Annotated in this window: 20 protein-coding genes; 16 read left to right on the plus strand and 4 right to left on the minus strand. The window is 31.7% G+C overall.

The window, feature by feature from the left end; all coding sequences use genetic code 11:
* Positions 1-2: 2 nt before the first annotated feature.
* From LL038_RS05120 to gabT, 7 genes are all read left to right on the plus strand, one after another.
* The gene (locus tag LL038_RS05120; RefSeq protein WP_326493438.1) at positions 3-1,124 is read left to right on the plus strand and encodes an acyl-protein synthetase; all 1,122 of its coding nucleotides are present in this window, start codon (positions 3-5) and stop codon (positions 1,122-1,124) included.
* A complete protein-coding gene (locus LL038_RS05125) occupies positions 1,121-2,425 on the plus strand; it encodes an acyl-CoA reductase (protein WP_216121678.1) in 1,305 nt (434 codons plus the stop codon). The genes LL038_RS05120 and LL038_RS05125 overlap by 4 nt, the downstream gene beginning before the upstream one ends.
* 144 nt (positions 2,426-2,569) lie before the next feature.
* Positions 2,570-4,366: a sigma 54-interacting transcriptional regulator gene (locus LL038_RS05130; RefSeq protein ID WP_253200219.1), complete on the plus strand. Its 1,797-nt coding sequence runs from the start codon at positions 2,570-2,572 to the stop codon at positions 4,364-4,366.
* A 106-nt stretch (positions 4,367-4,472) separates the two neighbouring features.
* The gene (locus LL038_RS05135; protein ID WP_216121755.1) at positions 4,473-5,927 is read left to right on the plus strand and encodes a 4-hydroxyphenylacetate 3-hydroxylase family protein; all 1,455 of its coding nucleotides are present in this window, start codon (positions 4,473-4,475) and stop codon (positions 5,925-5,927) included.
* A gap of 611 nt (positions 5,928-6,538) precedes the next feature.
* Complete coding sequence (locus LL038_RS05140; RefSeq protein WP_216121676.1) at positions 6,539-7,657, plus strand: 4-hydroxybutyrate dehydrogenase; 1,119 nt, start codon at positions 6,539-6,541, stop codon at positions 7,655-7,657.
* Positions 7,658-7,685: 28 nt separating this feature from the next.
* Positions 7,686-9,074 (plus strand): APC family permease, encoded by a 1,389-nt coding sequence (locus LL038_RS05145; RefSeq protein WP_216121674.1) that lies wholly within the window; start codon positions 7,686-7,688, stop codon positions 9,072-9,074.
* A 129-nt stretch (positions 9,075-9,203) separates the two neighbouring features.
* Positions 9,204-10,568, plus strand: coding sequence for a 4-aminobutyrate--2-oxoglutarate transaminase (gene gabT / locus LL038_RS05150; protein ID WP_216121672.1), 1,365 nt, complete (start codon positions 9,204-9,206; stop codon positions 10,566-10,568).
* A 101-nt stretch (positions 10,569-10,669) separates the two neighbouring features.
* Here the strand turns inward: gabT and LL038_RS05155 are convergent, their stop codons facing one another.
* Together LL038_RS05155 and LL038_RS05160 are read right to left on the minus strand one after the other, a co-directional pair.
* Positions 10,670-12,151, minus strand: coding sequence for an L-fucose/L-arabinose isomerase family protein (locus LL038_RS05155; protein WP_216121670.1), 1,482 nt, complete (start codon positions 12,149-12,151; stop codon positions 10,670-10,672).
* Between the two features lie 45 nt (positions 12,152-12,196).
* Positions 12,197-12,820 carry a DUF4867 family protein gene (locus tag LL038_RS05160; protein WP_216121669.1) on the minus strand — a complete coding sequence of 208 codons (624 nt, stop codon included), beginning with the start codon at positions 12,818-12,820 and terminating at the stop codon, positions 12,197-12,199.
* Positions 12,821-13,426: 606 nt separating this feature from the next.
* On the opposite strand from LL038_RS05160, the gene LL038_RS05165 reads away from it, so the two are divergent.
* The 7 genes from LL038_RS05165 (at position 13,427) to spoVAE (ending at position 18,566) form a co-directional block, all read left to right on the plus strand.
* Positions 13,427-14,737, plus strand: coding sequence for an acetyl-CoA hydrolase/transferase family protein (locus tag LL038_RS05165; protein ID WP_216121665.1), 1,311 nt, complete (start codon positions 13,427-13,429; stop codon positions 14,735-14,737).
* A gap of 268 nt (positions 14,738-15,005) precedes the next feature.
* Complete coding sequence (spoIIAA, locus tag LL038_RS05170; protein ID WP_216107058.1) at positions 15,006-15,341, plus strand: anti-sigma F factor antagonist; 336 nt, start codon at positions 15,006-15,008, stop codon at positions 15,339-15,341.
* Between the two features lie 13 nt (positions 15,342-15,354).
* Positions 15,355-15,783: an anti-sigma F factor gene (gene spoIIAB, locus LL038_RS05175; RefSeq protein ID WP_071613025.1), complete on the plus strand. Its 429-nt coding sequence runs from the start codon at positions 15,355-15,357 to the stop codon at positions 15,781-15,783.
* A gap of 10 nt (positions 15,784-15,793) precedes the next feature.
* Complete coding sequence (sigF, locus tag LL038_RS05180; protein ID WP_216107060.1) at positions 15,794-16,546, plus strand: RNA polymerase sporulation sigma factor SigF; 753 nt, start codon at positions 15,794-15,796, stop codon at positions 16,544-16,546.
* A gap of 187 nt (positions 16,547-16,733) precedes the next feature.
* Positions 16,734-17,186, plus strand: a complete 453-nt coding sequence (spoVAC, locus tag LL038_RS05185) for a stage V sporulation protein AC (protein WP_216121663.1) — start codon at positions 16,734-16,736, stop codon at positions 17,184-17,186.
* A gap of 6 nt (positions 17,187-17,192) precedes the next feature.
* Positions 17,193-18,209 carry a stage V sporulation protein AD gene (gene spoVAD / locus LL038_RS05190; protein WP_216121660.1) on the plus strand — a complete coding sequence of 339 codons (1,017 nt, stop codon included), beginning with the start codon at positions 17,193-17,195 and terminating at the stop codon, positions 18,207-18,209.
* On the plus strand, positions 18,210-18,566 hold the full coding sequence (gene spoVAE, locus LL038_RS05195) for a stage V sporulation protein AE (RefSeq protein WP_216121658.1): 357 nt from the start codon (positions 18,210-18,212) through the stop codon (positions 18,564-18,566).
* A gap of 43 nt (positions 18,567-18,609) precedes the next feature.
* Here the strand turns inward: spoVAE and LL038_RS05200 are convergent, their stop codons facing one another.
* On the minus strand, positions 18,610-21,069 hold the full coding sequence (locus tag LL038_RS05200) for a transglycosylase domain-containing protein (RefSeq protein WP_216121656.1): 2,460 nt from the start codon (positions 21,067-21,069) through the stop codon (positions 18,610-18,612).
* A gap of 227 nt (positions 21,070-21,296) precedes the next feature.
* On the opposite strand from LL038_RS05200, the gene yunB reads away from it, so the two are divergent.
* Positions 21,297-21,959 carry a sporulation protein YunB gene (yunB, locus tag LL038_RS05205; protein ID WP_375292999.1) on the plus strand — a complete coding sequence of 221 codons (663 nt, stop codon included), beginning with the start codon at positions 21,297-21,299 and terminating at the stop codon, positions 21,957-21,959.
* Between the two features lie 82 nt (positions 21,960-22,041).
* On the opposite strand, the gene hpt is transcribed toward yunB, so the two are convergent.
* Positions 22,042-22,566 (minus strand): hypoxanthine phosphoribosyltransferase, encoded by a 525-nt coding sequence (gene hpt, locus LL038_RS05210; RefSeq protein ID WP_216121651.1) that lies wholly within the window; start codon positions 22,564-22,566, stop codon positions 22,042-22,044.
* 122 nt (positions 22,567-22,688) lie between these two features.
* On the opposite strand from hpt, the gene hflX reads away from it, so the two are divergent.
* Positions 22,689-24,479, plus strand: coding sequence for a GTPase HflX (gene hflX / locus LL038_RS05215; protein WP_216121649.1), 1,791 nt, complete (start codon positions 22,689-22,691; stop codon positions 24,477-24,479).
* Positions 24,480-24,573 lie beyond the last annotated feature (94 nt).

Here is a 24,573-nt window from a genome sequence, read left to right on the forward strand (position 1 = left end):
GGGTGTTAAAATTGGAGATTGCGGAAATTATAGATGAGCTAGTGCTTGGTGAACAGTTTAATTTGAATCAGAAAGATAAAGAAAAGCTGTTTTTGAAGACAATATTATCTCAACTAGATAAGAATATGGAGAATCTAAACATAAAATCTATGTATGAAAAATTAGGTGTAGATATAAATAGTATTAAAACATTAGAAGAGGTTCCATATATACCTGTCAATATGTTTAAATCTTTTGATCTTAGAGTTTGCGAGGTTGATAAAGTAGCAAGAGTGTTACTTTCTAGTGCTACAACCACAGGAATCCCTAGCAAAATATATTTAGATAAAAAGACTTCAATAAGGCAAACACAAGGGTTAATAAGTACATTATCAAATTTTTTAGGTTCCAAAAGAAGACCAATGCTTATCATAGATGATGAAGATAGCAACAAAAAAAGGGATAGCATGACTGCACGTGGGGCAGCGATAAGAGGAGTAAGTGCTTTTGCGAGTGAGATTTGTTATGTAATGGATAAAGATAATGATGAACTTAGGGTAAACATAGATAGACTACGTGCATTTGAGCGAAAGCATAAGGATGAGAAAATTATAGTTTATGGATTTACTTATATATTATGGTCTAAATTTTTAAAAGTTTTAAAACAGGAACAAATACAATTAAATAAGCCAAATATGAAGCTACTACATAGTGGTGGATGGAAAAAAATAATATCTGAAAAAGTAGAGAAAAAAGTATTTTCAGAGACTGCTGCACAGGTATTTGGCACAAAAGTTTCTAATATAATAGATTTTTATGGAATGGTAGAGCAGTTAGGAGTAGTTTTTATTGATTGTGAATATGGGTATAAACATGTCCCTAATTTTGCAGAGATTATTATAAGGGATATACAAACATTAGAAGAAGTGAAATTCGGAGAAATTGGGCTTATAGAGGTTATGAGTATTCTAGGTACTAGTTACCCATCACAAGCTATCCTAACTGAAGATGTTGGTGAGTTTGTAGGTATAGATGATTGCCCATGTGGTAGACATGGTAAATATTTTAGATTTAAGTCGCGAATAGACAAAGCTGAAGTTAGAGGATGTGGAGATACCTTTGCACAGAGAGAGGTAGGAAGATGATAAATTATTACGAGCTAAATGGTGAGTTCAACGAGAATGGTATAAATTTAAAAGATTTTAATGAAATAGAAACCTGTTTAAATAATAATCAAATAGAAATCCACAAAATACCAGTGGAAGCTATAATACTTATAATTAATGAATATAGCAAGAAAATTGCAAAAAACAGAGAAATATTAAGAATGGAGGGTGCTTCATTTTTATGTTTTTATTTGAAAAAGGTAAATATTGAAAAACAGTTAAAACTCAATTTAGAGAATATCGAATACTTAAATAAATTCGTACAGATAGATGACGAAAAATATATTAAGGCACAACCAAGGGGCATAGTATGTCATTGGATGGCTGGGAATGTGCCTACACTTGGAATTTATTCTGTTATACAAAGCATCCTATGTAAAAATGCTAATATTCTTCGAGTATCTAAGGAAAGCGCCAGTATTGTATATAAATTGTTAATAATTTTAGCAAATATAAATGTTGAATATGAAGGAAGCACCTATTCATCTAATATTTTATTGAAGAATATTGCCATTATTTATTTTGATAGTTTTGATCGGAATCTTAATTCTTTGATGTCCTTAAAAGCTGATGTTAGGATGGTTTGGGGAAATAAAACAGCAGTAGATGATATTTGCCTAATGCCAAAAAAAACTACTTGTAAGGATTTAATTTTTGGCCCTAAGTATTCTTTTGCCGTTTTTGATAAATCCGCAATTGAGAGTGATGATTTAGAGGAATACTTAGAGAATTTGGTTACAGATACAATTGTTTTTGGTCAAAAGGGATGTTCTTCGCCTCAGGTGTTATTTATAGAGAAAAGTAAACTACATGTAAAAGACATAGCTCAAATGCTAAGTCTAAAATTTGAAAAAATTACCAAAAGATATGCAAATTTAGATTTAGAGGAGGCTATAGCTGCTAAAATAATCAACAAAAGAGGGGAATATCTATTAAGCCTCGATAAGTTAGCTTATATAAGCACAGGACTTCAATATACAATATTAATTGATAATGAAATAAAGCTTGAAGAGCCAATTACAGGGCGAACTATATTTATAAAAGAGGTGGAGGATATATTTGATGTATGTCCTTTAATTACTAAAAATATACAAACTATAGGAATAGCTTTTAAAAATAAGGAAAAGGTTTTAGATTTTACGGACAAAGTAACAACATTTGGAGTAGACAGAGTTGTGAAAATTGGATATATGAACTTCTATGATTCTCCTTGGGATGGAAGTTTAATAATGAGTGAATTAGTTAGATGGTGTTCTCTTAGTATAAAGGGAATGATATAACAACATTAAATTTAATATGTAAGAAATAATTGTACAATTTATGAAAGCTTAATATAAGCTCACCTTTTCTGATATAATAAAATTGAACTATGTAATGTATAATAATGCATAGTTTAATTTATTATAAATTGAGAGGTGTTTTTTTTGAAAGTAAAGGATATTATGACGAAAAGTGATTTCAAACTAAAAGAAAATAATACTTTTTATGAGGCATCACAGTTATTTAATAATAATGAAGTAGAAGTAATACCGATATTAGATAAAAAAGATATTTTAGTTGGAGTTATAACGAAAAGTGATATAATTAAAAATTTTATTAATGGTATAAGCCCTGATACATATGTAAAATACCTTTTAAGGGGTACAATAAATATTATAAATGAAGATTCTAAAATATCAGACTGCATTGATAAAGCGGAAGATTATATGGCAGTTATAAATTCAGATGGTAAATTTGTAGGAATTTTAAGCATAAATAATTATAAGCAACGGGTTGCTAATTCATTAGAAAAAATAAATGATCCTAAGCAAAGATTAAACTGCAATAATGAATGTGGCATTGTAAAGCTAAATTGCATAGAATTGGATGCGGTTATTGAAGCATCCTTTGATGGTATCTATATAACCGATGGTAAAGCTAATACATTAAAGATTAATAAATCTTATGAAAACATAACAGGGTTACAAAGAAAAAATATGATAGACAGAAATATGTATGAACTAGAAAAAGAGGGATATATATCTAAGTCATCTACTCTTATGGTATTAAAAAATAGAAGATCTAATACAATTGAGCAGGAATTTAGTACAGGTAAAAAAGTGTTGGTTTCAAGTAATCCTATTTTTGATGTCGAAGGCAATATAAATATGGTGGTTACAAATGTACGAGACATAACGGAACTATACGAGCTACAAGATCAGCTTGCTAAAAATATGAAGTTAACAGAAAAATACTATTCAGAGATAGAGGCTATGAGAATACAGTATCTAAATTTAACAGACGTGATTGCGAAGGATAAAACAATGTTAGACTTATTGGAAGTTGCTAAAAGAGTAGCTAATGTGGATACTACTGTTTTAATACTCGGAGAAACTGGAGTTGGAAAAGAAGAAATCGCTAAATTTATATATAAAAATAGTATGAGACGTGACAAAAACTTTATAAAAATTAATTGTGGAGCAATTCCTCAAAATCTTATAGAATCTGAGCTCTTTGGGTATGTAAAAGGTGCATTTACAGGGGCTAACAAGGAAGGCAAGATGGGGCTTTTTGAAGTGGCAGATGGAGGTACAGTTTTTTTGGATGAAATTGGAGAACTTCCTTTAGACATACAAGTTAAGCTGCTTAATGTACTTCAAGAGGGAGAAGTTGAAAGAGTTGGGGCGGTGAAACCAGTAAAGATTGATATAAGAATATTAGCAGCTACAAATAGAAACTTAGAAGATATGATTAAAAATAAAATATTCAGAGCAGATTTATATTATCGTTTAGCTGTTGTACCTCTTATTGTACCACCTTTAAGAGATAGGAGAGAGGATATTTTACCTTTAATTCAGCATTTCTTATCTAAATTAAATGATAAATATAATTTTGAAAAGACTTTCACTATTGAGGCGTTGAGTACACTTTATAATTACAGTTGGCCGGGGAATGTACGTGAACTCAAAAATATTGTAGAAAGGGTTATAGTGATGAGTAATGGCAATAAAATATTCAAAAGTGACTTGCCAATTGAATTATTGCAGAGTATTATAGGAAAAGTTATTCAGTGCGAAGAGATATGTAATTTAAAAGAGGCAGTTGAAAAAGTAGAAGCAAAACTTATTAGTATGGCTTTTGATGATGCTGGTAACGTTCGTGATGCTGCAAAAAAATTGGGCATTAATTCTACTACTTTTTTTAGAAAACGTAAAAAATATTTAGAGATGGGAATGTTGTAAAATATATTTTTATATAACTTTGGCATGAGTATTGCTACATTTATAAATGTAAAGTGAAATAAATGTAAAGTAACATAAAAATATATATGTGAAGGGAATGGTTTTAGTGGGATTAATGACTGGAGAACAATATGTAGAGAGTCTTAGAAAATTAAATCTGAAGGTTTATATGTTTGGGAAAAAGGTGGAAAATGTAGTGGACAATCCTATAATTCGTCCATCAATGAACTCAGTTAAAATGACTTATGATTTGGCACAGATGCCTGAGTACGAAGACTTAATGACAGCTACTTCAATAATTACAGGTAAAAAAATCAATAGATTTGCTAATGTACATCAAAGCACTGAAGACCTAATTAAAAAAGTTAAAATGCAAAGGTTATGTGGCCAAAAAACTGCTTCATGTTTCCAAAGATGTGTTGGTATGGATGCATTCAACTCTGAATATAGCACTACTTATGAAATTGATAAAGCTTATGGAACAAAGTATCATGAAAGATTTAAAAAGTTTTTAAAATATATTCATGAAAATGATTTAATAGTAGATGGAGCAATGACGGATCCAAAAGGAGATAGAGGACTTTCAATAACAAAACAAGAAGATCCAGATATGTATCTTCACGTAGTTGAAAGAAGACCGGATGGTATTGTGGTTCGCGGTGCAAAGGCTCATCAAACTGGTATATGTAATTCTCATGAAGTTTTAGTTATGCCAACTATGGCTATGAGACCAGATGAAAAGGATTATGCAGTATCATTTTCGATACCAACAAACACAGAAGGGATTATTATGATTCTTGGACGTCAATCTTGTGATACAAGAAAAAGTGAAGAAGGCGCAGATATAGATGTTGGAAATTATAATTATGGTGGAGTGGAAGCTTTAACTATTTTTGACAATGTATTCGTACCAAATGATAGGATATTCTTAAATGGAGAAACTGAATTTGCAGGAATGCTTGTTGAAAGATTTGCAGGATATCATAGACAAAGTTATGGTGGGTGCAAAACTGGTGTAGGTGATGTGCTCATTGGAGCTACGGCTGTAGCTGCAGATTACAATGGAACCAATAGAGTATCACACATTAAAGACAAATTGATAGAAATGACTCACTTAAATGAAACACTATACGCTTGTGGAATTGCATGCTCTGCAGAAGGTCATAAAACTGAATCAGGTAACTATATAATAGATTTGTTACTTGCTAATGTATGTAAACAAAATGTTACAAGATTCCCATATGAAATAGTAAGACTTGCGGAAGACATTGCTGGAGGACTCATGGTAACTATGCCTGCAGACAAAGATTTTAAAGATCCGATAACTGGACCCTATCTTGAAAAATACTTAAAAGGTGTTGCATCTGTTTCAACTGAAAACAGGATGAGAATATTAAGATTAATAGAAAACTTAGCACTTGGAACAGCTGCTGTTGGTTATAGAACAGAATCAATGCATGGTGCAGGATCACCACAGGCTCAAAGAATAATGATAGCAAGACAAGGTAATTTGGCTCATAAAAAAGCCTTAGCAAAAGTAATAGCTAGAATAAAAGAATAAATTATTAAATAAATTCTGCAAATAAAATTAAAACAAAAAATGTAATAAGGTACACCTCAAAAATATGATTTCTATAAGGAAATCATATTTTTGTTTAGAACTCCAATTCTTTCAATTGTAGCCACTTCAGTCACGTTGAGTAGTTTAACTTGTATATCTAAAATACTTGGGAAAAAATATGTTTTAAAAATGAAACACGTTTCAAATATGCAACAGAAATAAGTATAAGGTGTAACACCCATAATATGCAAGGTTTTATGAAATCCGTCAATTTAAATTGTTAAGATGTGTTTCTTTTATGATACATATTTTATTATTTTTTTTATAATATTTACACAAAACAATAATCAGAATATTTAATTAAAAGACGCAAATAGAACGATTAACCATCAATAGTTTTCAAATGTATAATTTTGCTATAACTTTGGCATAGGAATTGCTACATATGTAGTATGAAATGCAATTGAGAGAGAAATGTTTTAATGAAAGGAGAGTAATACTTAGACTTCAAATATTACAAGTAAAAAAATAAGCAGATATAAGAACTCGAAAATAGACTTAAACATGAATTTTAACAAAAATAAATATGGATAAAAGAAAGGTAGGATATTATGAAAAACTTTCAATTAGTACCTCAGATTCATACTTTTAATAATTTTAAAGATTTTGCAGATGAGTTTAAAATTGGTGAAGGTGACTTAGTATTAACTCAAGAATTTATGTATGAACCATTTATGAAATATTTAAATTTAAAAGCAGACTTTATTTTTCAAGAAAAATATGGTGTTGGTGAACCTTCTGACGAGATGATTAACAAGATTATTGCAGCTATGCCTAATAAAAAAGTCAAAAGAATTGTAGGTATAGGGGGCGGAACTGTTATAGATATTTCTAAATTAATGGTTTTTAAGGATGTAAAAAATTGTCTTGATTTGTTTGAGAAAAAAGTACCTTTTATAAGGGATAAGGAATTAATAATTATCCCTACGACTTGCGGAACTGGAAGCGAAGTAACTAATATCTCAATTGCAGAAATAAAATCAAAATATACCAAAATGGGACTTGCGACTGATGAGTTGTTTGCAAATCAAGCAGTGCTTATTCCAGAGTTAATTAAGGGATTACCTTTTAAATTTTTTGTTGCTAGCTCCATAGATGCATTAATTCATGCTATTGAATCTTTTGTATCTCCTAAGGCTAGTGTATACACAGAGATATTTTCAGTTAAAGCTATAGAAATGATTATGAAGGGCTACATGGAAATTATAGAAAAAGGTGAGGATCATCGTCAGAATTTACTAAAGGAATTTTCAACCGCCAGTAACTATGCTGGAATTGCTTTTGCAAATGCTGGAGTTGGAGCAGTTCATGCTATGTCTTATCCATTAGGTGGAGTTTATCATGTAGCACACGGAGAAGCAAACTATGAACTATTTACTGAAGTTTTTAAAATGTACAGTAAAAAGAATCCAAATGGAAAGATAAAGGAAATAAATACTCTTTTGGCAAATGTATTAGGTCTTAGTCATGGTGAGGATGTTTATAAAGAAATTGAAAATGTGTTAAATAAATTATTGATGAAAAAGCCATTAAAAGAATTTGGAATGAAGAAAGAAGAAATAAAATTGTTTACTGATAGCGTTATAGAGTCGCAACAAAGATTATTAGTAAATAATTACGTAGCATTATCAAGAGAAGAAATGATTGAAATATATACAAATTTATATTAGGAAACATATTTTTAGGAGGTAAATTTCAATGGAAAATCAAGGTGGTCAGCAGGTATTTAAACGTACTTTAAAATTACATCACTTAACTTTATTTGGGCTGGCATATTTGGCGCCAATGATTGTATATGGAATATATGGTGTTATTTCTGAAACAACTCATGGCGTCGAAGCAGGAGCTTATCTTGCATCCTTAGTGGCTATGTTTTTTACTGCTCTAAGTTATTGCCACATGGTAAAGGCTTTCCCTGTAGCGGGATCAGCTTATACATATACTGGAAAAGCAATCAGCCCGCACCTGGGATTCATGGTAGGGTGGGCAGTCATGCTTGATTATGTCTTCATCCCAATGGCAATCTGGCTCATTGGTGCTTCCTATTTTAACGCCGCGTTCCCAAGTATTCCATCATGGGCGTTTGTTTTAGGATTTATCTTCGTCACTACCTCAATCAACATCATTGGGATCAAGATTGGCGCACAAGTCAATGTTGTCATGGTATTACTGCAACTTCTAGTAATCGGCGCTTTTATTGCTTTTAGCGTTAAAGCTGTGATGCATGGTATCGGTACAGGAACTATGTTATCGATAAGTCCTTTTTACAACAAACATGTTCCGTTTGGCTTTGTGATGGCTGGAGCGTCTATTGCTTGTTATTCATTCCTTGGATTTGACGCCGTTTCAACTTTCGTTGAAGAAGCAGTTGACCCATTAAAGAATATTCCACGTGCTATCATACTTACAACGGTGATTGGTGGGTTGATTTTCATAGTGGCAACCTATACTACCCATATGGCTCACCCCGGCTATGTTTACAAAGATGCAGGTAATGCTGCATTTGAGATTGCAAAACAAGTTGCACCACCTATATTCGGTACCATTTTTCTAATCGGCATGATTATCGCGCAGTTTGCCTCGGGTATTTCAGCCCAAGCAAGTGGTGCCCGACTTATGTATGCAATGGGGAGGGATAACGTATTACCTAAAAAAATATTTGGAGTACTGAGCAACAAATTTAATACTCCAATTAATAACATTATCATTACAGGCGTGATTGCCTTGCTTGCTCTTAAACTTACTGTTGCAACATCTACATCCTTTATTAACTTTGGAGCTTTCACGGCATTTACATTTGTAAATATTTCGGTGATTGTCCATTATTTCATCAAGGAAAAGAGACGGTCATTTAAAGATACTATTCTGTTTTTGATTTTTCCAATGATTGGTGCAAGTTTTTGTTTCTTGCTTCTTACCAACTTAGACAAAGCTGCCCTGACTTTGGGATGCATCTGGGCCACATGCGGTTTTATCTATTTAATATTTCTTACTAAAGGGTTTAACGTAAGCCCACCAGAAATGCTATCTGGCGGCGATGATGTAATAACAACTGACGTAGAAAGTAAAATAAAAATAGAACAATAGTTATTTAAATAATGTAGCTCAAAGTGTTGAAAATATAATGTTTGCACAATGAAGTTGTTAATTAAAAATTATATATAAAGTTAGAAATACAAATATTAGATTATTAATATAATCGAGGAGGAATTTATTATGACAGAATTAAGAACTAGTTTACCCAAAATAATTACAACAATACCGGGACCAAAAGCAAAGGAATTAATAAAACTTAGACAAGAAAATGTTCCAGTTGGAGTATCATCCGGAGTACCTACTTTTATTGAAAGAGGAGAAGGTGCAATGTTTGAAGATGTAGATGGAAATATCATGTTGGATTTTGTTGGTGGAATTGGAGTTTTAAATATAGGATACTCTAATCCAGAAGTTATTGAAGTTGTAAAAGAACAAGTTTCAAAATTTTTTCATTCAAGTATAAATGTAGTACAATATGAATCTTATGTACGTCTTGCTGAAAAGTTAAATAGTATTATTCCGGGAGATTTTAAGAAGAAAACAATGTTTGTAAATAGTGGATCTGAAGCTATTGAAAATGCTGTGAAAATTGCCCGTAAATATACAAAAAGAACAGAGATAGTTACATTTACAGGTGGATTTCACGGAAGAACAAGTTTAACTATGGCAATGACAAGTACAATAAAACCATATAAACTTGGATTTGGACCTTTCGCTCCAGGAGTTCATCAAGCAGAATTTCCTTATATTTATCGTCGTCCAGCTGGAATGCCTAAGGAAAATGCAATGAAGTATTACATTGAAAAATTAAAGAATTTCTTCTTAGAGAAAATAAATGTAGAAGACGTTGCAGCAGTAGTTATTGAGCCGCTTCAAGGCGAGGGTGGATTCCTTCCAACACCTATTGAATATGTAAGGGAGCTAAGACGTATATGTGATGAGAATGGAATATTATTAGTATGTGACGAAGTACAATCAGGATACTGCAGAACTGGTAGAATGTTTGCTAGTGAATACTGGGCAGACAATGGATTATATGCTGATATAATAACTTCTGCAAAATCACTTGGAGCTGGAATGCCAATCAGTGCAGTAACAGGTAGAGCTGAAATTATGGATGCTTCTCAAGCTGGTGGAATTGGTGGAACTTATGCTGGAAACCCAATAGCATGTGTTTCAGCTTTAAAAGTTATTGAAATTATGGAAAGAGATAATTATGCTGCTAAATCAAATCATATTGCAGAAATAGCTATGGATAGATTTAATAAAATGAAGGAAAAATATAAAATTATTGGAGATGTTCGAGGCCTCGGGGCAATGATGGGTGTTGAGTTTGTTACTGATAGAGTAACAAAAGAACCAGCTTCAAAAGAAGTAAAATCAATAATTAAAGATTGCAACGATAATGGCTTAGTCATATTAAATTGTGGCGTTAGAGGAAACACCCTTCGTTGCTTAATGCCTTTATGTATTACGGATGAACAATTAAATGCAGGACTCGATATACTTGAAAATGCAATTTCAAAGGTAAGCACTAAAGCATAAAAAGTAATAATTATTATTTAGATTTTAAAATGGCTGTAGATAAATTTATCTACAGCCATTTGTATAATTTGTTATTAACAGGTTATAATGTTCAAACTTTTTTATTTAAATGGATTTTCTCCTTTATAAAGCATTCCTTTTGGTTGATTAAATGATAATTCTTTGACGCCTAAATATCTAAATAAATTGTACATTGCTTTTCCATAATGGCCAAATGCAACTGCGCCATGATGTGGATATCTCTTTTCGATTAATACATTACGATAGAATCTTGCCATCTCAGGGATTGCAAAAACACCAATAGATCCAAATGATCGAGTTGAAACTGGTAATACTTCACCTTCTGCTACATATGCTGTTAATTCTGATTTTGCATTGCTTTGTAAGCGGAAGAATGTTATTTCGCCTGGAATAATATCTCCTTCAAGTGTCCCTCTTGTTATGTTTGGTTCTACATTAGGTTCTAGAGATCTTGCCATAATTTTTTGAAATTTCATAGTACCACTTGTTAATTTGCAGGCTGCTGTGTTACCACAATGGAACCCCATAAATGTGTCCTTTAATGTATAATCAAATTTACCTTTAATTTCTGATTCATACATATCATTTGGCACTGTATTATTAATATCAAGTAATGTTACAACATCTTGGCTTATACAAGTTCCTATATATTCACTTAATGCACCATAAATATCAACTTCACATGACACAGGAATTCCCATTGCAGTTAGTCTACTATTTACATAACAAGGTACAAATCCGAATTGTGTTTGGAATGATGGCCAACATTTGTTTGCAAATACAACAAATTTTCTTGAACCTTTATGTTCTTCCATCCAATCGAGTAATGTTATTTCATATTGAGCAAGCTTTGGCAGTATACCAGGCATTTTATTTCCCTTACCTAATTCTTTTTCCATACTAGCTATTACTTCTGGAATTCTTGAATCACCAGCATGAGCATTGAAGGCTGCGTATAAATCAAGTTCAGAATTTTCTTCTATTTCAACTCCTAGATTATATAATTGCTTAATTGGTGCATTACATGCTAGGAAATCTTGTGGACGAGGTCCGAATGAGATTATTTTCAAATTATCAAGTCCAAGTAATGTAGTAGCAACTGGTACAAATTCTGAAATCATATCAGCAACTTCACTAGCTGTTCCAACGGGATATTCGGGAATAAATGCCTTTATATTACGTAGTGCTAAATTGTAACTCGCATTTAACATTCCGCAATAAGCATCCCCACGGCCATTCATTAAATTATCACCGCTTTCCTCTGAAGCAGCTACAAACATTACTGGTCCACCAAATTGTTTTGCAAGTAAAGTTTCCGAAGTTTCAGGACCGAAATTTCCAAGGTATACTACTAATGCATTTACACCAGCTTCTTTAATTTCTTTTAATGCTTTTAACATATGAGTTTCATTTTCTACAGTAGTTAAACATTCAAATATATCAACATTAGATTTTTTATAAGATTCAACTACAGCTTTTCTACGGCTAACAGATAACTCCATTGGGAAGCAATCTCTGCTTACTGCAACAATTCCTAATTTTAATTGTGGTAAATTTTTCATTTTTCATTCCTCCGATTATTTTATTATGAATAGTTATTTATATACTTATTTTATTGAAATATTTTTACCTTTTAAGCCTATAAATGCTCCTTGAGTTCCTAAATCAGTATCTTTGTGACCAATTAACCATTTGTTTCTAGCAAAGAGTAAAACATCTTCACCAGATTTATTAATTTTATTTTCGAGTGGCAAATTACTATCCCTAGGTAGTACAACCACACATTTAAAGCCATTTTCATTTGCATTACAAGGTGCATAATGAAGTGTAGTTGCATAAACCTCGATTATTGTACCAGCCGGAACTAAAAAGGCTTCTATATTTGAAGTATCATATGAATAATCTTTTTCAACATCTTGAATACAACCTAGGAGTAAAATAAAATCAGTAACTGCAACATTTATTTCAGATGAACGATGATATTCCACAGCATTTAGTAAATAATTATTACCATTACAATATCCTACTTGAATTGGTAATTCACCAAATTCTCTTATTTTTAAGTCTTGTGCTATTTCTAAATTTTCTAATTCTTTAATTGATGGCTCATAGACTACATCATTTGGCAATGGTGTCGTTTTCATTTTTTCAATTAATTTAGAGCAATCATAATTTTCTAAAACATGTCCATATTTCTTAAACTCACTATCTGTAATTTTTTTAATAATCATAGTCATCTTCCTTTCTATTAAAATTTTTGTTATTATAATAAATAACTTTTTAAATTCCCTTTAATAAGTCTATTCTACTATTCTTTTATAGTTTTATCAACATGTTTTGTAAACTATTTCATTTTATTCAAAAGTTTTTAATATTGTGGTAGGTAGTAGTGAATGGCAAGGGTGGCTTATTAAAGCTGAAACTTAATTTTTGTTTTGATAATAATTTTTTTTACATGTACAAGTTAAGAAAATTGGTGTATACTTAAGTAAGAAAGAAGTGAGCCTAATGCAAAATTAAAAACAAGAAATATCACAAAAGTATCATATACATATTTATGGGATTTTTTTTAAAAAAGATTGTGAAAATAATCACAAAAATATATTCTAAAACTATGAAAAGTGTATTAATACATGTAGTAATAATAAGATGGAGTAAATTATTTTATAAAAAAGTTTTAAAAAATGAAGTTGGTATGATAAAAATGAATATTTTAATAAATACATCTTTCACAATAAGAATTGCTAAACATGTAGAAAATATGCATCAATAGTGAAAGTGATAATAAATCAATTAAAATTATGGACAAAAATTTGATTATTAGGGAGAGTGTAGTTATGAATTTACAAGAAATCTACAAATCAAAGGTTATTACGGCAGAGCAAGCTGCTGGGAAGATAGTGTCTGGAAATAGGGTAGCAACAGGGCATGCTTGTGCTGAACCTATTACTCTTATAGAGGCAATGTTAAAGAATAAGGATTCCTATCAAGATGTTGAAATTGTGCATATGGTTCCTATGGGAAAAGATGAGTATACTAAGCCAGAAATGGAAAGTCATTTTAAACACAATGCACTATTTGCAGGTGCCAGTACAAGAGAAGCTATCGCTTCTGGAAGAGCAGATTTTACGCCCTGTTTTTTTTCTAAGATACCTGAGCTATTTAAAAATAATTATCTACCAGTAGATGTGGCACTTATTCAAGTTTCATCACCTGATGAGCATGGTTGTTGTAGTTTTGGTTTATCTGTTGATTACACAAAGACCGCAGCAGAATGCGCAAAAATGGTAATTGCAGAAGTAAATAAAGAAATGCCAAGAACTATGGGTGACTCTTTTATAAATGTTTCTGACATTGATTATATAGTAGAATCAAATCATCCACTAATAGAACTTACTTCTCCTAAAATTGGGGATGTTGAAAGAGCTATTGGAGAGAATTGTGCTTCTTTAGTTGAGGATGGTTCTACACTACAACTTGGAATAGGTGCTATTCCAGATGCAGTTTTATTGTTTTTAAAAGGAAAGAAGGACTTAGGAATTCATTCTGAAATGATTTCAGATGGAGTTGTGGAACTAGTTGAAGCAGGTGTAATTACGGGTAAGGCAAAATCCCTTCATGAGGGAAAGATTGTTGTGACATTTTTAATGGGAAGCAAAAGACTATATGATTTTGTGGATAATAACCCTATGGTAGAAATGTATTCTGTAGATTATGTAAATGATCCCTATATTATTGCTAAAAATAATAAAATGGTGTGTGTAAATTCTGCTATTCAAGTAGATCTTATGGGTCAAGTTAATGCAGAAATGATAGGAGAAACTCAGTTTAGTGGAACTGGTGGTCAAGTTGATTTTGTTCGCGGTGCAGCTATGGCAAAAGACGGTAAATCCATAATTGCAATGCCATCGACTGCATGCAAAGGAAAAGTTTCGAGAATTAAACCAAACCTTGATGAAGGGGCAGCTGTTACAACACTTAGAAATGATGTGCAATATATAGTTACTGAATATGGTATTGCAGAATTAAAAGGTAAAACTTTAAAAAATAGAGCAAAAGCGCTAATAAATATTGCTCACCCAGATTTTAGAAATGAGTTAATACAGGAATTTGAAAAAAGGTTTAAGTGCAAATTCACATCAAAATAATTAAAGAAGATTAATAATAGTAGCCAGATAATTAAGTACCTAATTATCTGGCTACTGTTTTATTTTATTATAGTAGATTTAGAATACTATAATTATTTAACATATATTATGTTAAAAAGTACAAAATTGGGTATAATATAAAGAAATGAAAAAATATTACATAAAAAAAGAAGGATTATCTTATAAGTTAGCGAATATAGGATATGGATACATTATTTAGACGACATCAAAATAATATTTAAATTCCAAATGATTCGGGGGGAAGAAAATGCATTTAAATTTTGAAAATAGTGAAGATAAATTGATAGTTTACATGTCTGGGGAATTAGACCACCATAGTGCTGAGGAAGTTAGGAATATTATAGATGATAGGTTAGAACGAGATAGTTATAACAAATTAATTATGGATTTTGGAGAAGTTACATTTATGGATAGTTCTGGTATTGGTGTAGTTATTGGAAGATATAAAAAGTTACATATGAGAAATGGAAAAGTATGTGTAACTAATATTAAATCTTCAGTGAAAAGGGTATTTGAGCTGTCAGGAATGTTTAAAATTATCATGTTGTATGATGACGTAAAGCAAGCTGTAAACAATATTTAGTGGGGGGATTAGTATGTGTTACAATAAAATTAAGATAGAATTTTTAAGTAAATCGCAGAATGAAAGTTTTGCAAGAGTATCAATAGCAGCATTTGCTTCACAATTAGATCCTACAATTGATGAAATCACCGATGTTAAAACAGCGGTATCAGAAGCAGTTACCAATGCAATTATTCATGGATATGAAAGTGAAGAGGAAATGATCACTATTGAAGCAATTATTAATGGCACGGAATTGACAGTAATAGTTAATGATACAGGTAAAGGAATTGATAATTTAGAGCTAGCTATGGAGCCTCTATACACTTCTCGTCCAGACCTCGAGAGGTCTGGAATGGGTTTTACTGTAATGGAGACTTTTATGGACAGTCTGGAAGTAAAGTCTGACAAAGGTAGGGGAACAAGTATAATAATGAAAAAAATATTTAATCCTTTAAGTTAGGTGGAATATTATGGATCAAAAAATAGTCAAGAAAAGCAACTATAATTATGAAGATAATATGCAACTTATTCAAATGGCTAGAAATGGAGAACCTGGTGCACTAGACACTTTAGTAGAAATGAATTTGCCATTAGTTTCATCTATAAGTAAAAAATTTTTAAATAGGGGATATGAATATGATGATATCTTCCAGATAGGTTGTATTGGACTCGTAAAAGCAATTAATAATTTTGATACTAAGTATAATGTGAAATTTTCCACATATGCAGTTCCTATGATAATGGGAGAGATTAAAAGATTTCTTAGAGATGATGGAATTATAAAAGTAAGCAGGAGCGTTAAAAATACTGCAAGGCAATTGCACTATGATAAAGATACTCTAACCAAAAAATTGGGTAGAGATCCTACAATTGACGAATTGTCGGTCTTTTGTAATATAGAAAAAGAAGATATAGTATACGCATTAGAGTCTGCTAGCAATATGTTGTATTTATTTGATACGATACATCAAGATGATGGTGCACCAGTATTGTTAATTGATAAGCTAAGTGAAAAGTATGAAGAAGATAACCAAGTTTTAGATAAAATCTCTCTCAAAGAAGCACTTAGAAAACTTGATGCAAAATCAAGGCAAATAATTATGCTCAGATACTTTAAAGATAATACACAAATTCAAGTAGCAAAAATGATGGGAATTAGCCAAGTGCAGGTATCAAGAATAGAAAAGAAAGTTTTGAAAATAATGAGGGAAAAATTAATTTAGAAAGATAATAAGATGTATTATGGACAAATAACTTCAAGTTTGATTTGAAGCCGTTTATCTTTAGTTACATCTTATTTTTTTGACTAAAAACTATATTAATGCAAATACTAAAATTAAGAATCAGAGTATCATATTTTTATAACAAAATAAATTAATAATAACTTTCAAAAGTGACAAGGAGGATTTTATGAAGGTAGAAGAAAAAGCTATAAGAAAAAAATTCGATAAACTTAATTCAAATAATATTCCAAAGCCAAATTTACTAAAACATTGTTTTAATGCCTTTTGGGTTGGAGGATTAATATGTGTAATTGGACAATTTATAAGTGATATTTTTTCGAAATTTGGTGTTCCAAAGGATGAGGTAGGGACATATGTATCTATAGTCATGGTGTTTTTAGGTGCTGCACTTACAGGTATTGGTGTATATGATAAGTTGGGTGATTTTGCAGGCGCAGGTTCTGTTGTACCAATTACTGGATTTGCAAATTCAATTGTTTCACCTGCAATGGAGTTTAAAAAAGAGGGTTTTGTTTTTGGCGTTGCAGCTAAAATGTTTACTATTGCAGGACCTGTTCTAGTTTATGGAATTGGTTCATCTGTAATTGTAGGAATTTTATATTATTTTTTAAGGTGGTGATGCAAAATGGGTAGAAGAATTGGTCTTCAAACAGTAGAAATTGAAAGTAAACCTAGAATTATCGGCACCTATAATATAGTTGGTCCTAAGGAAGGTCAGGGACCATTAAAAGAGTATTTCGATAAAATTATAGAAGATGATCTTAATGGAACTGAAAGCTTTGAAAAAGCTGAAACAAGTCTTTTATATACTGCTATTTCAGAAAGTATAAAAAAAGCAAAGTTAAAGGAAGCTGATATCAATTATTTATTAGCGGGTGATTTATTAAATCAGTTATCATCTTCATGTTTTGCCGCTAGAGATTTAGATATACCGTTTATAGGTCTATATGGAGCTTGTTCAACTATGGCAGAGTCTTTAAGCATTGGTTCAATGATAATGGAAGGTGGCCTAGCTAATTATGTTGTAGCAGCTACCTCCTCACATTTTTCTTCAGCGGAAAGGCAATTTAGATTACCACTTGAAATGGGAAGTCAGAGACCACCAACAGCACAATGGACTGTTACAGGTGCAGGCTCAATGGTTTTAGGCAAAAAAGGTAAATTTCCTTATGTTACTCATATTACAACTGGAAAAGTCAAAGACTATGGAATAATTGATGTGAATAATATGGGAGTTGCGATGGCACCAGCAGCAGTTGACACTATTAAACAACATTTTATGGATACTGGTAGAAAACCTTCAGATTATGATGTTATTGCTACTGGAGATTTAGGTATTATAGGAAAGGAGTTTACAGAAAAATTATTACTTGAATACAAGTACGATATGAGAGGTCATTATATAGATTGTGGTGAAAAAATTTTTGATGCTTCAAAGCAAGGAACTAATGCTGGTGGTAGCGGTTGTGGTTGTTCGGCAGTAGTTGCAACAGGTTATTTACTTAAGAATATGATGAAGGGGAAATTTAAAAGGATCCTGTTAGTTTCAACAGGGGCTCTTTTAAGCTCTACTTCAACTTTGCAGGGTGAAACAATACCCGGAATTGCTCATGCTGTTTCAATAGAGTTTGGGGGTGAATAAATGAATAATTACATTATGGCTTTTATAGTTGGAGGACTTATATGTGTAATAGGTCAAATACTTATGGATACAACTAAACTAACTCCGGCTAGGATATTGGTTGTATTTGTAACGGGTGGTGTAATACTAGGAGCATTTAATATATATGATGTAGTAATCGAATATGGGAAAGCGGGGGGGAGTATACCTCTGCCTGGTTTTGGATATAGTTTGGCTAAGAGTGTAATGAAAGAAGTAGATGAATTTGGTCTTATAGGTGCTTTTACAGGAGGTATAAAGGGTACTGCAGGCGGTATTACTGCTGCAATTTTCTTTGGATATATAATGGCATTGATTTTTAATCCTAAAACTAAATAGAAAACAACTATTAAAATACATAATATTTTAATAGTTGTTTTTTTTATCTTGTTTTATGTGTAGTAGTGTCATTATTTTGATTAGGATAAGTATTGTTAATAGGTGTATTTGGGTTAAGTTGACCACCACCATTCGTAGTGTTATTTCCTTCATTAGTTTTAGGAGTAGTAACAGGAGGTGTTATTTCAGGGGTAGTTGATGGAATATTTGGAGTGACAACTGAAGGAGCAGAAAAAGAACCCGAAGAGGTATCAACTGCCGTTGGTAATACGAAAGCAGAGTCTTCCAAATATGCATTAGGAACATAATCCCTCTTTATAAAAACCCTTGTTTCAATTTTCCAAATTGGTGTATATTCTGATGCCAAAACATAGTTACCATTTGCATCCCTTGTGACTTTAGCAGAAACATGTATGCTGTCAAGAGTTGTAGGCTGAGTCCCGTCAATAAACAGCTCAGAGTAAACTCTATCGCCCCTTGGGTCTGCAATAGTTAAATCTGTTGGTATATTACCTGAATCCTTTGATACGGACAAGGAAGATATACCAGAAGGCATATCAACGTTTTTTACTGGAAGAGAAGTATGAGCAGATTTCATAACTTTACCCCATAACTGCGCAGCATCATTACTGCCCAATCCTTCAATTTTATCTGCTTTATCAGTTCCAATCCAAACTGCGGCAGAGTAATATGGAGTTAAACCAACAAACCATAAATCTTTTGAATTAGAAGAAGTACCAGTTTTACCTCGAACAGGCATGTCGCTAAAAACAGCATTTGTTCCAGTGCCACCTGGGCCTACAGGTCCGCTTAATAAATCGTACATGATATAAGCACTTTGAGGTGATAAAACAGGTGTTGTTTCAGGTTTTGTATCAAGCAGTACCTTACCAGTTCTATCAACTACCTTAGTATATAATCTTGGAGTAGTACGATTCCCGCTATTACCAAAAACACCATATGCAGCTGCCATAGTAAGAGGATTAGTTCCAGTATTTAATTGACCAAGGGCCATAGCAGACTGACTAATCTTATCTACGTTATCTAGCTGCAATCCGAACTTTTCACCATAGGAAACTCCGGTCTTGATACCAATCATATTTTCTATTTTCACAGCTGCCACGTTAACAGAATATTTCAAACAATCTCTTAGAGTTAAATACCCTCGATATATATCAGGTGAATTTTTAGGGTTATATCCAATACTTGCAGAGACGGGTGAATCCTCAATAACAGTAGATGCCGTAGCTATTTTTGTATTAATAGCTGGACTATATACGGTTAAGGGCTTAATACTTGATCCAGGAGCCCTTAAAAAACTATCATCATAGGCAGCTCTGTTGTAAGAGCCAGGAACTTTAACATTACGACCACCTATAATAGTTTTAACTTCACCTGTATGATAATCCATGATAACACATGAGGCTTGTAGTTTTTCTTGTGAAGAGTTCATAGGAGCATCAATTAAACTTTGCGATGTATTTTGCATATTCCTATCCATGGTTGTATAAATTTTTACACCATCATACATAAGCATTGAAGATGCTTCCTTTTGGCTAATCTTATATTTTTTCATTAGATCATTAGTAACTTGAAGGAGTGCAGGTCTAGAAAAGAACTCATAGTTCATTTTGTTTGCATCTTTTTTTGCAAAACTAAAAGTTAATTTTTCAGCCATGGCTGAGTCAAATTGTACTTTACTAATTTTATTATATTTATACATATTAGCTAAAACCGCTTTGGTTCTAGCTGAATCAAAAGCTGTTTTAGTATCAAATGATTTAGTTGCCATAGAATATGAAACACTAGGGTTTTGTGCAGCACTAGCTATAAAAGCAGACTGTTTTAAGGTTAAGTTTTCAACAGATTTATTAAAATATTGTTGTGACGCCGCTTCTATACCATGAGCATTTCCTCCTAGAAAAATAGTATTCATATATGTCTCTAAAATTTGGGACTTGGTTAATACTTTTTCTATTTGTAGTGATAAATAAATTTCTTGAACTTTTCTTTTTATAGAAGTCCTGTTTTCGATAGAATCTTCTAAAAATACTCTGTATTTGACCAGCTGTTGAGTTATTGTTGAAGCTCCCTGAAGACTTTGACCACTTCCAGTTATTTTTATTTTTATATCATTAAATATAGAACCAGCTAGCCTTTTTATATCAATACCTGGGTGCGTTGCAAATCTGAAATCTTCAATACTTATAAATGCTTCCTGAAGATTAACTGGAACATCACTAATAGGTACATTAATTCTTCTTTGCGAAATAACATATTCATCCATAAGTTTTCCGGAATCATCTAATAATACAGTAATTTCATCTAATTTTAAAAATTCATTAATATTTAAACTAGGAGCTGTCTTAACCATAGCTAAGACTACTCCACCGATGGCTACACTGATTGTTAAGGCTATAATTAGAATGGTAAAAATAAGTTTTTTAAAAACATGCTTCCCAGCTTTTTTTTTCTTTTTCTGAGAAGTTCCTTTTTTATCCATTGAGCATCCTCCTTGTATTTTTATGAAGCAGATAAAAACTAACAATTTTTACCATGACCTCTAAAAATTCACGTTGTTTAGCTATAATTAGCTTTTAATATTATACCATATAATTATATTATTTATTTAAATAAAACTTAATATAAAATATTGTGTTTTGAAATGCTATTTGAATTCTTTACCTTAAATGAGTTACATATAATAATGTATAACCTTAAATGGGGGTAATGAATATTAATAATAAAATTAAAGGTAGAATATTAATAATTATAGCCATAGTTATGATTAATTTTACAATATTCATATATATTTTTGATAAAACTACAATGCCAACTGTAATGGCAGTAGCAGATTCAGAAATGAGAGCAAAAGCAACAGAGATTGTAAATAAAGCAATTATAGATGAATATTCAAATCAATTTAACTATGATGAGATAATAAAGGTGGATAAGGATTCTGTTGGTAATATCGTAATGCTAAAAGCGGACACTTTGAAAATGAATAAAATAGCTTGCGATGTTGCACTAAAGTCGCAAAAGGAATTAATGAAATTGGGCGATGTAGGAATCAAGGTTCCAATAGGATACATAACAAGAAATAATATTCTATCGTATTATGGACCTAGTGTTAATATCAAAATGCAGCCTATAGGAAATGTAGAAACTAAATATTCATCAGAGTTTGAAAGTGCGGGTATAAATCAAACAAGACATAAGATCTACGTTAAGGTTAAAACTACTGTTAGAGTACTTATACCTTTAAGAAGTAATGATATCGAGGTAACAAATGAGGTGCCAATTGCTGAAACTATTATAGTTGGTAAAACACCCAATACTGCAGTTCAATTAGATTTAAACGGAACTGGATTTAAACTAGGAAATAGCAATTAATAAAAGTATAAAAGTATAAAAAATAAAGCGCGCGGTGCGCACTTTATTTTTTATACTTTTATGTATTTATAGGGCATTTAAATTAATCTTCCCAATTAAATATGTATGGTATATTTCTATAATAGTCTCCATAATTTAATCCATAACCAACTACAAAAAGATCTGGGATCTCAAAGCAATAGTAATCAGGTGTTATTTCAACCTTTCTTCTTTCTATCTTATTTAAAAGAACACAAGTTTTAACACTAGCAGCGCCTAAAGATCTAACGTGATTCACAACGAAATCCATAGTTAAACCAGTATCAACAATATCATCTACTATTAATACATCAAATCCAGAAATATTGTCAGGTATGTCATTTACAATATTAACGAGTCCTTTTGATTCTTCGTCATCTCCATAACTTGAAGTTGTCATAAAGCCTATTTTTGTAGGTACAGTGATTTGACGTACAAGGTCTGCAGTATATATAAAGCTACCTCTAAGCAATGATAGAACATATAATTTTTTTCCCAAATAATCTTTGGAAATTTCAGTACCAAGTTGTTCAATTCGCTCATTAATTTGATCTTTTGATATAAGAATATTTATTTTTTTATTATCCAATGTTAATCCCGCCCTCTTTACATATTTACAATATGCTCTCAATAGTATAAAATTATAAGAAACTTGTCAAGTATAAGAATAAGAAAATTAGATAAAATATTAGTAGAATGGAGTGATGTACGATGATATATGGAAATATAGATGGAGTTAAAAATTCAATTTTAAATAAATTAGAAAAGGCTTGTGAATTAAGCGTTTCTAAAGATTCTATTTTGTCTGTTGAATTGGTAGATATATTAGTTGAGGTAACACAAAATCTAGATAGAGAAGTTAGTGCAGCTATAGATAGAAAGGGCCAGATTATAAGTATGGGTATTGGCGACAGTAGTACTGTGGAACTGCCTATAATTGATATAAGAGAAGGACGTTTATCAGGGGTTAAAATAATACACACCCATCCAAATGGCAATTCTAGACTATCAGCGCTTGATATGTCAGCACTTGTAAAATTAAAATTAGATTGTATAGTGGCTATTGGAGTAAGTCCGGAAAAGGAAAATTTAAAATACAACATAGGTTTTTGTGGAATAGATAAAGGTATTTTAGTAGAAGAAGAAGTGGGTCCAATAAGTTTAAATGAAGTAATTGAATATGATATTTTAGACAAAATTAAATACATTGAAAAATTAATGAAAACATGTGACGTTATTGAAGATGATACAGAACGAGCTATTTTAGTAGGGATAGGCAGTGAAGAGGATTTAGTAGAACTCACAGAACTTGCAAGAGCGTGTAATGTAGAGACTGTAGACGCTATACTTCAAAATAGACATAAAATAGATGCAGCTTTATATATAGGTAGAGGAAAAGCAGAAGAAATAGCAGGTCTAAGGCAAGCGTTAAGAGCAAATCTAGTTATATTTGATGATGAATTATCAGGTTCTCAAGTTAGAAACTTGGAAGAAGTTCTTGGGTGTAAGGTAATAGACAGAACTACACTAATTTTAGAGATTTTTGCACGAAGAGCAAGAACTAGGGAAGCAAAAATACAAGTTGAGCTTGCACAATTAAAATATAGATTACCAAGATTAACTGGACTTGGAACAATGCTTTCAAGGACAGGTGCTGGAATTGGAACAAGAGGACCAGGAGAGAAAAAGCTAGAAATTGATAAAAGACGAATAAGAGAAGGTATTTTTGATTTAAACAAAGAATTAGCAAAAATAAGAACAACTAGAAGTGTACAAAGGGAGAAGAGAAGTCGCGAGAGTATCTCAAAAGTATCGTTAGTAGGATACACTAATTCTGGTAAATCAACGCTTAGAAATGCATTGTGTGATGTAGCAGCATTAAAAAGTGTTGCTATAAAGGACAAAGTGTTTGAAGCAGATATGCTCTTTGCAACACTAGATGTAACAACAAGAGCATTACTATTACCTGATAATAGAGTGGCAGCAGTAACGGATACAGTAGGTTTTATAAGAAAACTCCCTCATGACTTAGTTGAAGCGTTTAAATCAACGCTTGAAGAAGTGGCATACTCCGATTTGTTGTTACATGTTGTAGATGTATCATCTGAAACTGCAGAGCTACAAATAGAGGCTGTAGATTATGTATTAACGGAATTAAACGTAATTGATAAACCGGTGATATTGGTGTTAAATAAAATTGATAAAGCCTCACCAGAAAATATTTTAAAAATCAAAGAAAAATATAAGGAATTAAAATGTATAGAGATATCGGCTAAAAATGGTACGAATTTGGAAGGACTATTGAAAAACGTTTGCAAGGATCTTCCATACACTCTTAAAAAAATTGAGGTGCTTATTCCATACACTGATCAGGCTATGGTTGCATATTTACATAGGGGTTCAATGGTTGATTCAGAAGAGTACAACGAGGAAGGAACACTTATGTCAGTACGAGCAGATGATGAAGTTTACAACAAATGTAAAAAATATATTTTAACTTAGTTGATTATTAATGAAAATTTTTTATAAGTGTAATAAAATCTAAATCTATCTTATATAATTTAATATTAGTCTATAACAGTTATTAAAGAGTGTA

This window comes from Clostridium estertheticum, from assembly GCF_026650985.1.
In the GTDB taxonomy this organism is placed as follows: domain Bacteria; phylum Bacillota; class Clostridia; order Clostridiales; family Clostridiaceae; genus Clostridium_AD; species Clostridium_AD estertheticum_C.

Coding starts and splice junctions, on each gene's coding strand:
- LL038_RS05125 (WP_216121678.1), top strand. CDS start 1,121: ATGATAAATTATTACGAGCTAAATGGTGAGTTCAACGAGAATGGTATA.
- LL038_RS05140 (WP_216121676.1), top strand. CDS start 6,539: ATGAAAAACTTTCAATTAGTACCTCAGATTCATACTTTTAATAATTTT.
- LL038_RS05145 (WP_216121674.1), top strand. CDS start 7,686: ATGGAAAATCAAGGTGGTCAGCAGGTATTTAAACGTACTTTAAAATTA.
- gabT (WP_216121672.1), top strand. CDS start 9,204: ATGACAGAATTAAGAACTAGTTTACCCAAAATAATTACAACAATACCG.
- LL038_RS05155 (WP_216121670.1), bottom strand. CDS start 12,151: ATGAAAAATTTACCACAATTAAAATTAGGAATTGTTGCAGTAAGCAGA.
- LL038_RS05160 (WP_216121669.1), bottom strand. CDS start 12,820: ATGATTATTAAAAAAATTACAGATAGTGAGTTTAAGAAATATGGACAT.
- LL038_RS05165 (WP_216121665.1), top strand. CDS start 13,427: ATGAATTTACAAGAAATCTACAAATCAAAGGTTATTACGGCAGAGCAA.
- spoIIAA (WP_216107058.1), top strand. CDS start 15,006: ATGCATTTAAATTTTGAAAATAGTGAAGATAAATTGATAGTTTACATG.
- spoIIAB (WP_071613025.1), top strand. CDS start 15,355: ATGTGTTACAATAAAATTAAGATAGAATTTTTAAGTAAATCGCAGAAT.
- sigF (WP_216107060.1), top strand. CDS start 15,794: ATGGATCAAAAAATAGTCAAGAAAAGCAACTATAATTATGAAGATAAT.
- spoVAC (WP_216121663.1), top strand. CDS start 16,734: ATGAAGGTAGAAGAAAAAGCTATAAGAAAAAAATTCGATAAACTTAAT.
- spoVAD (WP_216121660.1), top strand. CDS start 17,193: ATGGGTAGAAGAATTGGTCTTCAAACAGTAGAAATTGAAAGTAAACCT.
- spoVAE (WP_216121658.1), top strand. CDS start 18,210: ATGAATAATTACATTATGGCTTTTATAGTTGGAGGACTTATATGTGTA.
- LL038_RS05200 (WP_216121656.1), bottom strand. CDS start 21,069: ATGGATAAAAAAGGAACTTCTCAGAAAAAGAAAAAAAAAGCTGGGAAG.
- yunB (WP_375292999.1), top strand. CDS start 21,297: ATGAATATTAATAATAAAATTAAAGGTAGAATATTAATAATTATAGCC.
- hflX (WP_216121649.1), top strand. CDS start 22,689: ATGATATATGGAAATATAGATGGAGTTAAAAATTCAATTTTAAATAAA.